Origin of the sequence: Pseudomonas sp. SbOxS1, from assembly GCF_013416725.1 — a bacterium.
Lineage (GTDB): Bacteria > Pseudomonadota > Gammaproteobacteria > Pseudomonadales > Pseudomonadaceae > Aquipseudomonas.
The window spans coordinates 441,317-455,070 of sequence record NZ_JAAVXC010000004.1; the positions used below are offsets into that span (position 1 = coordinate 441,317).

The 13,754-nt window shown below is 63.4% G+C and carries 12 protein-coding genes; 3 read left to right on the top strand and 9 right to left on the bottom strand.

The window, feature by feature from the left end:
- The first annotated feature begins 56 nt into the window (after positions 1–56).
- Positions 57–2,348 carry a beta-glucosidase BglX gene (gene bglX, locus HFK74_RS08345; protein ID WP_180203096.1) on the top strand — a complete coding sequence of 764 codons (2,292 nt, stop codon included), beginning with the start codon at positions 57–59 and terminating at the stop codon, positions 2,346–2,348.
- A gap of 127 nt (positions 2,349–2,475) precedes the next feature.
- Here the strand turns inward: bglX and HFK74_RS08350 are convergent, their stop codons facing one another.
- The 9 genes from HFK74_RS08350 to HFK74_RS08390 all read right to left on the bottom strand — a co-directional run bounded on the left by HFK74_RS08350 (position 2,476) and on the right by HFK74_RS08390 (position 11,995).
- A complete protein-coding gene (locus HFK74_RS08350) occupies positions 2,476–3,633 on the bottom strand; it encodes a phosphatidylserine/phosphatidylglycerophosphate/cardiolipin synthase family protein (RefSeq protein ID WP_180203097.1) in 1,158 nt (385 codons plus the stop codon).
- A 1-nt stretch (position 3,634) separates the two neighbouring features.
- A complete protein-coding gene (locus tag HFK74_RS08355; RefSeq protein ID WP_180203098.1) occupies positions 3,635–4,225 on the bottom strand; it encodes a YceI family protein in 591 nt (196 codons plus the stop codon).
- 176 nt (positions 4,226–4,401) lie between these two features.
- Positions 4,402–5,172, bottom strand: coding sequence for an IclR family transcriptional regulator (locus HFK74_RS08360; RefSeq protein ID WP_180203099.1), 771 nt, complete (start codon positions 5,170–5,172; stop codon positions 4,402–4,404).
- 69 nt (positions 5,173–5,241) lie between these two features.
- On the bottom strand, positions 5,242–6,684 hold the full coding sequence (locus HFK74_RS08365) for an amidase (RefSeq protein ID WP_180203100.1): 1,443 nt from the start codon (positions 6,682–6,684) through the stop codon (positions 5,242–5,244).
- A 2-nt stretch (positions 6,685–6,686) separates the two neighbouring features.
- Positions 6,687–7,997 (bottom strand): citrate-proton symporter, encoded by a 1,311-nt coding sequence (locus HFK74_RS08370; protein WP_180203101.1) that lies wholly within the window; start codon positions 7,995–7,997, stop codon positions 6,687–6,689.
- Positions 7,998–8,078: 81 nt separating this feature from the next.
- Positions 8,079–9,254, bottom strand: a complete 1,176-nt coding sequence (locus HFK74_RS08375) for a M20 aminoacylase family protein (protein ID WP_180203102.1) — start codon at positions 9,252–9,254, stop codon at positions 8,079–8,081.
- A gap of 282 nt (positions 9,255–9,536) precedes the next feature.
- Positions 9,537–9,860, bottom strand: coding sequence for an amidase (locus HFK74_RS08380; RefSeq protein ID WP_180203103.1), 324 nt, complete (start codon positions 9,858–9,860; stop codon positions 9,537–9,539).
- Complete coding sequence (locus HFK74_RS08385) at positions 9,857–10,951, bottom strand: serine hydrolase (protein ID WP_180203104.1); 1,095 nt, start codon at positions 10,949–10,951, stop codon at positions 9,857–9,859. Before HFK74_RS08385 ends, HFK74_RS08380 begins: the two co-directional genes overlap by 4 nt.
- A 156-nt stretch (positions 10,952–11,107) precedes the next feature.
- Complete coding sequence (locus tag HFK74_RS08390; protein ID WP_180203105.1) at positions 11,108–11,995, bottom strand: acyl-CoA dehydrogenase family protein; 888 nt, start codon at positions 11,993–11,995, stop codon at positions 11,108–11,110.
- Positions 11,996–12,151: 156 nt separating this feature from the next.
- Here HFK74_RS08390 and olsB point away from each other — a divergent pair, with 156 nt between their 5' ends.
- Both olsB and HFK74_RS08400 read left to right on the top strand, forming a co-directional pair.
- Positions 12,152–12,907 (top strand): L-ornithine N(alpha)-acyltransferase, encoded by a 756-nt coding sequence (gene olsB, locus HFK74_RS08395; protein WP_007903792.1) that lies wholly within the window; start codon positions 12,152–12,154, stop codon positions 12,905–12,907.
- Positions 12,907–13,701, top strand: a complete 795-nt coding sequence (locus HFK74_RS08400) for a lysophospholipid acyltransferase family protein (RefSeq protein ID WP_180203106.1) — start codon at positions 12,907–12,909, stop codon at positions 13,699–13,701. The genes olsB and HFK74_RS08400 overlap by 1 nt, the downstream gene beginning before the upstream one ends.
- Positions 13,702–13,754: the final 53 nt, after the last annotated feature.

A 13,754-nucleotide genomic window follows, 5' to 3' on the forward strand; every position in this document is an offset into this window, starting at 1 on the left:
TAAATTTTGGCTGGCCGGCGTGTACATCGCCGCTTGGGCCCTTGAGAAAACTATTCATGAAGAAGCTGTGTTTGCTGGGCCTGTTCGTCAGCCTGGCCAGTCATCACGCACTGGCCGCCACGACGCCCGCACCTCTGGAGAACAAGGACGCTTTCGTCAGCAACCTGATGAAGCAGATGACCCTCGATGAAAAAATCGGCCAGTTGCGCCTGATCAGCATCGGCCCGGAAATGCCCCGGGAGCTGATTCGCAAGGAAATCGCGGCCGGCAACATCGGCGGTACGTTCAACTCGATCACCCGCCCGGAAAACCGTCCGATGCAGGACGCGGCCATGCGCAGCCGCCTGAAGATCCCGATGTTCTTCGCCTACGACGTGATCCACGGCCACCGCACCATTTTCCCGATCCCGCTGGCCCTGGCCTCGAGCTGGGACATGGACGCCATCGGCCTGTCCGGGCGCATCGCCGCCAAGGAAGCCGCGGCTGACAGCCTCGACATTACCTTCGCACCGATGGTCGACATCTCCCGCGACCCGCGCTGGGGTCGCACGTCCGAAGGCTTCGGCGAAGACACCTACCTGGTGTCGCGCATTGCCGGGGTGATGGTCAAGGCGTTCCAGGGTGCCGGCGCCAACGCCGCCGACAGCATCATGGCCAGCGTCAAGCACTTCGCCCTGTATGGCGCGGTCGAAGGGGGTCGCGACTACAACGTGGTCGACATGAGCCCGGTCAAGATGTACCAGGATTACCTGCCTCCCTACCGCGCCGCGATTGACGCCGGCGCTGGCGGGGTGATGGTCGCGCTGAACTCGATCAACGGCGTGCCGGCCACCGCCAACACCTGGTTGATGAACGACCTGTTGCGCAAGGAATGGGGCTTCAAGGGCCTGGCGGTCAGCGACCACGGCGCGATTTTCGAGCTGATCAAGCACGGCGTCGCTCGCGATGGCCGCGAGGCGGCGAAGCTGGCGATCAAGGCCGGCATCCACATGAGCATGAACGACACCCTGTACGGCAAGGAATTGCCGGGGTTGCTAAAGGCCGGCGAGATCCAGCAGAGCGACATCGACAACGCCGTGCGCGCAGTACTGGACGCCAAGTACGACATGGGCCTGTTCAAGGACCCGTACCTGCGCATCGGCAAGGCCGAGGACGATCCGGCCGACACCTACGCCGACAGCCGCCTGCACCGTGCCGAGGCCCGTGATGTGGCGCGCCGCAGCCTGGTGTTGCTGAAAAACCAGGGCGAAACCCTGCCGCTGAAGAAAACCGCGAAAATCGCCCTGGTCGGCCCGCTGGCCAAGGCCCCGATCGACATGATGGGCAGCTGGGCTGCCGCCGGTCGTCCGGCACAATCGGTGACCCTGTTCGATGGCATGAGCCATGTGATCGGTGACAAATCGACGCTGATCTACGCCCGCGGCGCCAACATCACCAGCGACAAGAAAGTCCTCGACTACCTGAACTTCCTCAACTTCGACGCCCCGGAAGTGGTGGATGACCCGCGTCCGGCCAACGTGCTGATCGACGAGGCGGTGAAGGCGGCCAAGGAGGCTGACGTGGTGGTCGCAGCGGTGGGCGAATCCCGCGGCATGTCCCACGAATCGTCGAGCCGCACCGACCTGAACATCCCGGAAAACCAGCGCGAGTTGATCCGCGCCTTGAAAGCCACCGGCAAACCGCTGGTACTGGTACTGATGAACGGTCGTCCGTTGTCGATTCTCGAAGAGAACGATCAGGCCGACGCGATCCTCGAAACCTGGTTCAGCGGCACCGAAGGCGGCAACGCCATCGCCGATGTGCTGTTTGGCGACTACAACCCGTCGGGCAAGCTGCCGATCACCTTCCCGCGCTCGGTGGGGCAGATTCCGACCTACTACAACCACCTGAGCATTGGCCGGCCGTTCACGCCGGGCAAGCCGGGCAACTACACCTCGCAGTATTTCGATGACACCACCGGTCCCCTGTTCCCCTTCGGCTATGGCCTGAGCTACACCGATTTCAGCCTGAGCGACATGGCGCTGTCGTCGACCACGCTGAACAAGACCGGCAAGCTCGACGCCAGTGTCATGCTGAAAAACACCGGCAAGCGTGACGGTGAAACCGTGGTGCAGCTGTACATCCAGGACGAGACTGGCTCGATGATCCGCCCACTCAAGGAGCTGAAGAACTTCCAGAAAATCATGCTCAAGGCCGGTGAACAGAAAGTCGTGCACTTCACCATCACCGAGGACGACCTGAAGTTCTACAACGCCCAGCTCAAGTACGCAGCAGAGCCAGGCAAGTTCAACGTGCAGATCGGCCTGGACTCCCAGAATGTGACGCAACAAAGTTTCGAACTGTTGTAACCCCTGACAAACCGCGACCCTCTGTAGGAGCTGGCTTGCCAGCGAAGAGGTCATAACGTTCAACATCTTCGTTGGATCTTATGCCGCCTTCGCTGGCAAGCCAGCTCCTACAAAGGTATCGCCGGGTTCAGCCCCGCCGATCCAGCAGATTCACCACCACCCGGTCCACCCACCCCCACACCCGCTGCTTGACCCGCTTCCACAGCGGCCGGCGTTGCCACGCCTCCAGGCTGACTTCCTGGCTCAGCGAGAAGTCCTTCTCAAAGCTCGCCACCACCGCCCGGGTCAATCCTGGGTCCAGCGCTTCAAGATTGGCCTCCAGGTTGAAACGCAGATTCCAGTGATCGAAATTGCACGAACCAATGCTCACCCAATCATCGACCAGGACCATTTTCAGGTGCAGGAAACACGGCTGGTACTCGAAGATCTGCACTCCGGCCTTGAGCAATCGCGGGTAATAGCGATGCCCGGCGTATCGCACCGACGGGTGATCGGTGCGTGGCCCGGTCAGCAGCAGCCGCACGTCCACACCGCGTGCGGTCGCGCGGCGCAGTGAGCGGCGGACTTTCCAGGTCGGCAGAAAATACGGGGTAGCCAGCCAGATGCGCTTCTGCCCGCTGTTCAACGCGCGAATCAGCGATTGCAGGATGTCCCGGTGCTGGCGGGCGTCGGCGTAGGCAACCCGGCCCATGCCCTCGCCCATGGCCGGCACGCGGGGCAGGCGCGGCAGACCGAAATGCGAGGCAGGTCGCCAGGCGCGACGATGACGGTTGGCGATCCATTGGCGGTCGAACAGCAATTGCCAGTCGAGCACCAGCGGACCGCTGATTTCCACCATCACTTCGTGCCACTCGCTGACGTCTTCGTTCGGTGTCCAGAATTCATCTGTGACACCGGTGCCGCCGACCACAGCCATGCTCTGGTCCACCAGCAGCAGCTTGCGGTGATCGCGGTAGAAATTGCCGACCCAGCGCCGCCAGCTCAGGCGATTGTAGAAGCGCAGTTCGACGCCGGCAGCTGTGAGCCGCTGGCGCAGGGTCAGGGTAAAGGCGAGGCTGCCATAATCATCGAACAGGCAGCGCACCCGCACACCGCGCTCGGCGGCCTGGACCAGTGCCTGCACCATGGCTTCCGCGCAGGCACCCGCCTCCACCAGGTACAGTTCCAGCTCGACCTGTTCTTCGGCGCGGGCAATCGCCACCAGCATGCGCGGGAAGAATTGCGGGCCGTCGACCAGCAACTCGAAGCGATTGCCTTCACGCCAGGGAAAGATCGGGCCGGCCATGTCAACGCGCCGTGAAGATCAGCACCGCACCCACCGGCACCGACAGACTGATGGCCGACAGGCCGGCGACCTTGCGCAGCGCTTCCAGGCCGGGCGCCAGATCGAAGTCCTGGGCATCGATCACCACCGGCTCCAGCGTCACCACCTGGAAACGCCGGTCATCGAGACGGGTGGCCAGCAGTTCGGCGTTGTAGGTGTGTTTCTTGCCATGCAAGTCGACGGTCAGGGGCAGTCGCAATTCCAGTTGCGCGCCCGGCGCGAGGTCGTTGATTGGCCTCAGGTCGATTTGCGTGGTGATCAGCGCTTCGGCAAAGGTCTGGACCTCGAACAAGTCCTTGCGCATGCGCTCGTCGCGCAAGGGAATGCCGCTGTTGATCGATTCCAGCTCGACTTCGACCTCGGCCTTGCCGCTGGGATCGACTTTGCCGTGCAACACCAGAAAGCGCTGCACTTCGGAAACATTGGCGTTTTTAGTGCTGACGAACGACAGCCGCGAGGATTCGCCGTCCAGGTACCAGTTGGCCTGGGCAGACAGCGAAGCGCCCGCCAACAGCAGGCAGGTAAGGGTTTTGGTGACAGACCGCTTGAACATAAAGACTCGTGGGGCAGATAAACCTGTGCTGAACCTTAACTGCCCACGAGCCAATTGCAAACTTGTAGGAGCGAGCCTGCTCGCGATGGACTCAAGAGCACCGCGTTTATCCTGCAACCCCGCGTTATCGTTAACGACCATCGCGAGCAGGCTCGCTCCTACAGGTTTTGAGTCAATCAGGCCATTGCGTGCTGCACATCGCTAATGGTGGCGGCGAGGCTGTTCAGGTGCAGGCTCAACACCCGCTCCACCGGCGCCTGATCCATCGGCCAATGCAACGCCATGCTGCCGACCAGCCGACCGTCGGTGTGAATCGGCAAGGCCACCGCGCGAATCAGGAAGGGTAAACGCACCGGGTATTCCCAGTAGCCTTCGGTGCGCTGGCCGAAACCTTGATGAAACGCCTGTTCGGTGGCGCGCAACAGCGATTCGTCGCTCAGCCGCTCACGCTCTGCCAGGCGCTGCACCTCATGACTTTCCAGCTCACCGAGGCAAGCCCGCCCCATGGCCGAATGAAACAGGCTGGCGTGCTGGCCCACGATCTGGCAGTTGTTGGGATAGCGTTTGCGCAAGTTCGAAGGGATCGCACTTTCCATCACCTCCACCCGTTCGCCATCGAAGCACGACAGGTCCGCCACCAGCCCGGTGCGCTCGCTCAACTCCAGCAACAGCGGCGCGGCGTTTTCCACCAGGCGCCGCTTGAAGCGTTGCCGACTGTCACCGAACAGGCGCTTGGCACACAAGCGGTAACGCCGGTCGCTCAAACCGCGATAGATCCAGCCTTGCTCCTGCAAGGTCAGCAGCATGCGCGACACCGTGGCCTTGGGCAGGCTGGTCAGGTAGTGCAATTCCTCCAGGCCCAGCGCCTGATGCTCACCCAGCAACTCGACGATCGCCAAAGCGCGCTCGACGGAACGTACGCTGCCGGTTTCTACCTTGCTGTCCATGTCTCCGATCTCCTTGGGCGCTGATGGATGATCGCTTTCTACAGCAAGATGCGGGCCTGCCCATAGGTTTCACCCATTTTGCAGACACCCGGGCGGCCGGCGCGTGACCCATTGCGTCAGCTGCTCATGGGCATAAGCCAGCTGCAACACCGCAAGGTCAGCCTGGGCCGGGCCGATGATTTGCAGGCCCATCGGCAATCCCGCCGGGTTGAATCCCACCGGCACGTTCATGCTCGGCAAACCGGCCAGGGTGGGTCCGATCACCACCTCCATCCAGCGGTGATAGGTGTCCATGTTCTGCCCGCCGACGACCCGCGGCCAAGGGGTTTGTGCATCAAAAGGGAACACTTGCGCCGTGGGCAACAACAGGAAATCGTAACGTTTGAACAATTCGGTCAAAGCGCGATACCACTCGCTGCGACTGACCGAGGCCTGATAGACATCTGCCGCCGTCAGGCCCAGGCCACCCTCGATTTCCCAAAGGGCTTCGGGCTTGAGTTGTTCGCGCTTGCGCGGGTCGGCATACAACGCGCCGAGGCCGCCTTGCACCAGCCAGTGGCGGTGCACCAGCCAGGTCTGCCACAGGCGTTCCATGGAGAAATCCGGCTGACAGGCTTCGACCTTGCAGCCCAGGGCCGCAAAGTCCTGCAGCGCCGACTCGCACAGGCTCATCACGCCAGGGTCCATCGGCAGATAGCCGTTGTAGTCGCCCAGCCAACCCACGCGGACCTCGCTGAAATCCTGCGCCAGCGACTGGTGGAATATCTGCGGGTCCTGCGTCAACGACAATGGCACGCGCGGGTCGTAACCGGCCTGGGTCCCGAGCAAGCGCGCGACATCGGTGACGGTGCGGCCCATCGGCCCTTCGGTGGCCAGTTGCTGGACAAACACCTCCGGCTGCGGGCCATGTGGCACGCGGCCCTGGGACGGACGCAAGCCGAACACGTTGTTGAACGCCGCCGGGTTGCGCAGCGAGCCCATCATGTCACTGCCGTCGGCGACCGGCAGCATGCGCAGCGCCAGCGCCACCGCCGCCCCACCGCTGCTGCCACCGGCACTCAACGTCGGGTCGTAGGCATTGGTGGTGGTGCCGAACACGCTGTTGTAGGTGTGCGAGCCGAGTCCGAATTCCGGCACGTTGGTCTTGCCGATGATGATCGCGCCGCCATCACGCACCCGCGCCACGCTGATGGCGTCGTGTTGTGGAACCTGTTCAGCGAACAGCTTCGATCCCATGCTCGTGCGCAATCCGGCGGTGGCCGCCAGGTCCTTCACCGCTTGCGGCATGCCGTGCATCCAGCCGCGGGACTGGCCCTGGTCCAGTTCTCGATCGCAAACATCGGCCTCGGCCAGCAGCGCCTCGGCAGGTCGCAGCGACACCAGCGCATTGACCTGCGGATTGAAGCGCTCGATCTGCGCCAGGTAGGCCTGCATCACTTCACGGCAGGACACCTCGCGCCCGTGGATGGCCTGGGACAACGCATCGGCGTCCATTTCAACAATCGGATTCATGCTCAAGGTTTCACCCCAAGGTTAAGTGCAACGGATCGCTTGGCCCGTGGTGCTTCCTGCATGCAGTAAGTGCCCAACAGCGTCAGCAGGCAAGCGAACAATACGTAGAACGATGGCGCCACCGGCGTGGCCAACACCTTGCTCAGCCAGGTGACGATCAGCGGGGCGAAACCGCCGAACACCATGACCGCAACGTTGTAGGCCACCGACACCCCGGTGGAACGCACTTCAATCGGAAACTGCTCGGCCAGCGCCGTCGGTGCCGGGCCAAAGAAGCCGCCAATCGAACTGCACAACAGCAGTTGCATCACCAGCAAGCGCTCCACCGAGGGCGCCGCCGCGACCCACACGTACAGCGGATAGACCATCAGGAAAAACGCCAGGGTGAAGGCCATCAACACCGGACGCCGGCCGAGGCGGTCCGACAACGCGCCGGACAGCGGAATCACCACGGTCATCACCGCCACCGCGAGCATTTGCACCAGCAGCACCTGGTCCAGCGGCAAGCCGAGGTTCTTGTGAGCGAAGGTCGGCATGTTCACCAGCACCACGTAGAACGACACCGTCGCACCGCACGCCAGGCCCATCGACACCAAAATGGCGCGGCGATGTTCACGGATCACTTGCAGCAAACCCGGGCTTTCGCCTTTGGCCTGTTTGCGTGCCTCGAGAAACTCTTCCGGTTCCTCCATGTGCTTGCGAATCCACAGGCCGACCGGGCCGATCAACAGGCCGATCATGAATGGAATCCGCCAGCCCCAGCTGTCCAGGGCCTCGGGGGTCAGCAGATGGGTGAACAACGCCACCATCCCCGCCCCGGAAAACACCGCCAGGCATTGCCCGACCAATTGCCACGAACCGTACAAACCCTTGCGGTGCGCCGGTGCGCTTTCCACCAGGAACGCCGTGGCACTGGCGTATTCGCCGCCGGTGGCGAAACCCTGGAGCATCCGCGCGACCACGATCAGCAACGGCGCACCCATGCCGATAGCGGCGTAGTTCGGCGCGAAGGCAATCAGCGCGATCGACACGGTCATCAGGCGGATGATCATCTGCATCGCCGCCTTGCGGCCTTTGCGGTCCGAATACATGCCCAGCAGGATGCCGCCCACCGGGCGCATGAAGAAGCCGACGCCGAAGGTCGCCAAGGCCATCAACAACGACGCGTATTCGTCCTCGGAGGGGAAAAATTGTCGGGCGATGATGCTCGCCAGAAAGCCGTAGACGATGAAGTCATACCATTCCAGCGCGTTGCCGATAACGGCAGCAACCACCTGCCGGGTGCGCGAAACACCTGTGCTCGAAGTGTGCATGGGGAACTCTCCAAAAACCTGTTGGGTGATGCCGGGCGCGACTCAACGCGCCCGGTCCAGCGGCAGTAGAAAGTGAAAGGGTCAGGCCGGCTTGAGCCAGCTCTCGGTCAGCGCGCCCCAATACGCAGCCCCGGTCAGCAGGATGTCGTCGTTGAAGTCGTAGGCCGGGTTGTGCACCATCGGCCGCGACACGCCGTTGCCGATGAACAGGTAGGCGCCGGGGCAGCGTTGCAGCATCCAGGCAAAATCTTCGCTGCCCATGAGTTTGGGGGTGTTGCCATCGACCGCATCGGCACCGACCAGCTCGACGCCGACTTGCCGGGCGAACTCGGTTTCGGCGGCGTGGTTGACCAGTACCGGGTAGGCCGGACGGTGTTCGATCTTCGAACTGCAACCGAAGCTTTGGGCCTGGGATTCGATGATCGCGCGCACCCGCTCGAGGGTCTGCTCACGCACCTGGGCGTTCAGCGCGCGCAGGCTCAGGCGCAGGATCGCCTGTTGTGGAATGACGTTGGCCGCCTCCCCGGCCTGCAAGGCACCGACCGTCACCACCGCCGCCTGCTGCGCATCGATGTTGCGCGCGACCACGGTTTGCAGGGCCATGACCACGCTGGCCGCCGCCACCAAGGGGTCGACCGCCAGGTGCGGCATCGAGCCGTGCCCGCCGACGCCTTCGAGGGTCACGGTGAGCAAATCCTGCGAAGCCATCATCGGCCCTTCGCGAAAACCCAGGTGCCCCGCCGGCAAGCCTGGCATGTTGTGCATGCCGAACAGCGCGTCGCAGGGAAAACGTTCGAGCAGGCCATCGGCGAGCATCGCTTCGGCACCGCCCTGGCCTTCTTCGGCGGGCTGGAAAATCAGGGTCAGGGTGCCATCGAACTGGCGAGTCGCCGCCAGGTAACGCGCCGCGCCCAGCAACATCGTGGTGTGGCCGTCGTGCCCGCAGGCGTGCATGCAGCCCTGATGTCGGCTGCTGTAGGCCGCCCCGGTATTCTCGATGATCGGCAGCGCATCCATGTCCGCCCGTATCCCGAGTTTGCGCGGGCTGCTGCCGTTGCGCAGGACACCGACCACCCCGGTCTTGCCGATGCCGGTGTGTACTTCGTAACCCCATTCTTCAAGCGACCTGGCGACCAGCGCCGAGGTGCGGTTTTCCTCGAAGCCTAGCTCCGGGTGAGCGTGGATGTCCTGGCGGGTGGCATGCAGGTCGCTGGCGACGTCGTTGAGCCAGGCAAGAATGTGCTGATGTCGGGTCATGGGATTTCCTCGGGCCGGGTGTATTCCCGTTCTTTTTGTTCGCTGTGATGTCGCGACACATCAAAGGCAGGTCGCGTTCATCACCAGATAACCGCGAGTCGCGCGCGAGGACAATCGAATGTGGTTCCACTGCGTGGAACCTCGGAGGCCGATCAATTGAAATTCGCCTAATACCCTGTGGGAGCGAGCCTGCTCGCGAATGCAATACCAGCCCCACTGCTTGCGTTGAGTCTGCCGACGCTTTCGCGAGCAGGCTCGCTCCCACAGGTGTTGTGTGTGGAGTCAGGGGTTCAGGCGGCAGCCCTGGTGCTCGCCGATCCACACGGCGCTGTTGCTTCGCCCCAAGCCGCTGACGGTGATGCGCTTGCTGGCGGCATCATCGGCAAACCCACTGGTGGGCAGCCACTGTTTGACATAGCCACGACAATACTCGGCGTCGTTGTTCATCACGTAGCGACACGAGCAATATTCCTTCGCGGTGTAGGCGCTGATGATGTCGGGGAACGCCCACAGCGCCAACCGCTCGTGCCAGATCCAGCCGAGCAAGGCGAGCAACAAGACCAGCAGCAGCGAGCTGAAAGGACGGCGACGAATGAAACCGCTCATGGCTGCTCCTTCCCGGCAAAGGCCTCGAGCGCCAGCCTGAGCAATTCGTTGTGCCGGTAACTGCCGTCGCGGTCATCGCCGTAGCGCACGATCAACAGGTTCGCGCCGGGAATCACGTACATCGCCTGGCCCCAATGGCCCAACGCGGCGAAGGTGTCGGCGGGCGCATCGGGCCAGGGTCGCGCGCCCCCGTCTGTTGCGCGATTGAGCCACCAGTGGCCGCCGGGCACCGCATCGTCCTGATTGGCGCGATAGCCCGCGAAGGGTTCGCGGTTGAATGCGACCCAGTCCTTGGGCAGCAGTTGTTTATCGCCCCAGCGGCCGTCCCGCGCCATCAACAGACCGATGCGGGCCAGATCCCGGGCGGTGAGGTAGGCATAGGACGAGGCAACGAACGTTCCCGTGGCGTCGGTTTCCCAGATCGCCTGGCGAATTCCCAGAGGCTCGAACAGCGCGGTCCACGGATAGTCCGCGTAGCGATCCGGACCGACGATGGCTTTCAGTGCGGCAGACAACAGATTGCTGTCACCGCTGGAATAGCGAAACGCCTGCCCCGGTGTGGCGTATGTGTCGTGATCGGCCGTGAACGCGGCCATGTCCGAGTGACCACGGGTGTAGAGCATGGCCACCACCGACGACTTCAACGGTGCGTATTCGTAGTCTTCCTGCCAGTCGATCCCGGAGGCCCAGTGCAGCAGGTCGGCCATGGTCAGGTCCGCGTGCTTTTTCAGGGGCGGGTAAAATTTGGCCACCGGGTCCTGGAGCCTGAACCGGCCCTCGCCATACGCCACGCCGAGGACCGTGGCCATCAGGCTTTTGGTGATGGACCAGGTGAGGTGCGGCGTCTGGGCGGTGGTCGGGCCGGCGTAGCGCTCGTAAATCAACCGGCCGTCGCGGATGACGAGCAAGGCGTCGGTGCGGATGCCTTGGCGGGTGGTGTCGTCGCGGGGTGGAAAGGCGTATGCCTCCAGTGCCTGAAGCGCTTGCCCGGTGGTGGCTGGGTCCGTGGGCCATTGCCCGGTGGGCCAGTCCTCGGCATGGACCGCGAGACTGAGCAACAGCACGAAAAACAGGGACAGGCCTTTGGGCATGGCGGGGGCTCGTGGAGATGAACCTGCTGAGCCTAGTCGAGGTTGATGACAGTTCCGGGATTTGTGTTGCCCTTGAGGCCGCCTTCGCGGGCAAGCCTCGCTCCTACAGGGATGATGTGACCTTGTAGGAGCGAGGCTTGCCCGCGAAGAGGCCCTTCAGCCAGATGACAACCCTGTCAACGCCTTGGCCAACCGCTTCCCCCTGGCCCCCGCCGCCAGATCCATCACCGCCTGATCGCGCTGCCACATGGCCGCCCACTCCGGCGCTCCTTCGGCCAGCGCCTGATTCACTTCAGCCTTGAGCCCCTCGAACTGCGCAAACAACCCACCGAGCAACACATGCCCCGCCGGACTGGCGGGGGGGTGTCGACTGACTTCCGCACACCCGGCCAGCAGCGCCAGCAAGCGCAATTGCAAGGGCTGCGGCCAGTCACTGTCCTGCCCGACGCCGTACAACCAGGCGGCCATGGCACTCAAGACATAGATGTCCTCCAGGGTTCGGAACGGCTTGACGTAGGCATCCCAGCCGTCCCCCGCAAGCAATTCGCACAGTGCGCCATCCAGAAACAAGCGGCCATGGCTGATGTCCGGCATCAACGGCATCGGCGGCAGTTTTTCCACCCGCACGCCCGGCTCATCGGGGTAGACCACCGCCAGGCTCAGGCACGGCGCCTCGCCTTGCTGTTCACTGCGGGCGGCAATCAACAGCCAGTCGGCGGCATCGCCTGCGGTGACGAAATCCTTGCGTCCGCTCAAGCGCAAATCGTGCAGGCGGGTCTGCATGTCAGCCACCCGCAGGCTGCGTTGCTCGGTCGCGCACAACGCGCCAAGGCTCAACGGCGCGCTTGGCCACAGCATGCGCAACGCCGCCTGATAGCCCACCAGGAACGCCAGCCCCGGCGTCGCCATCAAGCGTCCACCGACCACGGCCAGTTCAAACGGCGTGACGTTGCCCAGCTGCTGCAACAACGTTGCGAACCCCTCGCCCAGGTCCGGGTTGGCGGGCAAGCGAGCGTGGCGGTTCAACAGGGTTTGCCAGGGCATAAGAGGCTCCTTGTGGGCTGTCATACAAGCATCACCAAAGCTTCATGGCGATGACACCGGGGCTACATAGCCTGACTTTGCACAACACGGCTGGATAAAGAAAGTCGATTCGCTGTAACCCCCAAGACGGGTGAGCAGCCCGCACGGAGATTCGCCATGACTCAGATCGCCCGCATCAGCGACACCGGCAACGAACGCCGCCTGCAAGCCGAACGTCTTGTCGGCGCCGAGGCTTTGCAAGAGGCACAGGCCTTGCGCTTCAACGTGTTCAGCGGCGAATTCAACGCCAAGCTCAAAGGCGCGGAGCTGGGTCTGGACATGGACGATTACGATGTTCACTGCGCACACATCGGCGTGCGCGACCTGAACACCGGGCGCCTGGTGGCGACCACCCGCCTGCTCGACCACACCGCCGCCAGCAGCCTGGGCAAGTTCTACAGCGAAGAAGAATTCAGCCTGCACGGCCTGGTTCACTTGAAGGGCCCTATCCTCGAAATCGGCCGCACCTGCGTCGACCCGGCCTACCGCAACGGCGGCACCATCGCCGTGCTCTGGGGCGAGCTGGCGGAAGTCTTGAACCAGGGCGGCTACAGCTACCTGATGGGTTGCGCGAGCATTCCGATGCAGGACGGCGGGATCCAGGCCCACGCCATCATGCAGCGCCTGCGCGAACGTTACCTGTGCACCGAGCACTTGCGGGCCGAACCGAAAAAACCGCTGCCGACCCTGGATATTCCCTCGAACGTGATCGCCGAAATGCCGCCGCTGCTCAAGGCCTACATGCGCCTGGGCGCGAAGATCTGCGGCGAGCCGTGCTGGGACGAAGATTTCCAGGTGGCCGATGTGTTCATCCTGCTCAAGCGCGACGAACTCTGCCCGCGCTACGCCAAACACTTCAAGGCGGCCGTGTGATGCGTCGGTTGCGCGTGTACGCGCGAATCGCCCGGGTGTCGCTGGTGGTCGGGCTCGGCCTGGGCATGGCCACCGTGTTTGGTATCTTCGAGCGCCTGGGGCTGAGCCATTCGATGGAGCGCCGCCAACGCTGGTCGCGGTTTTTCATGGCGCGCCTGAGCAACGCCCTGCCCTTCGATGTGACCGTGCACGGTGAGTTGCCGAAAACGCCGATGCTCTGGGTCAGCAACCACGTGTCCTGGACCGACATCCCGCTGCTGGGGATGCTTACGCCGCTGTCGTTCCTGTCCAAGGCCGAAGTGCGCACCTGGCCGGTGGCGGGCTGGTTGGCGGCCAAGGCCGGCAGCCTGTTTATCCGCCGCGGCTCGGGTGACAGCCAGTTGATCCGCAAACAGATGACCCGCCACCTGGCGCACGCCCATCCGCTGCTGATGTTCCCGGAAGGCACCACCACCGATGGTCGCTCGCTGCGCACTTTCCACGGTCGCTTGTTGTCGGCGGCGATCGATTCCGAGGTGAAACTGCAACCGGTGGCGATCCGATATGTGCGTAATGGCGAGCCCGACACGCTGGCGCCGTTCATTGGCGATGATGATCTGCTGTCGCACTTGATGCGCCTGTTTGCCAATGACCGCGGCGCGGTGGAGATTCATCTGCTCAAGCCGATTGCTTGCGAAGGACGTGAGCGTGCGGCACTGGCGTTCGACGCGCAGCAGGCGGTGCAGAAGGCGTTGTTTGGAGAAGTGGCGAAACCTGCAGAACCACGTCGCGCCGGCGAACTGATCGCGGCCTGACGCACACGACCTGTAGGAGCGAGGCTTGCCCGCGAAGAACGATAACGCGGGCT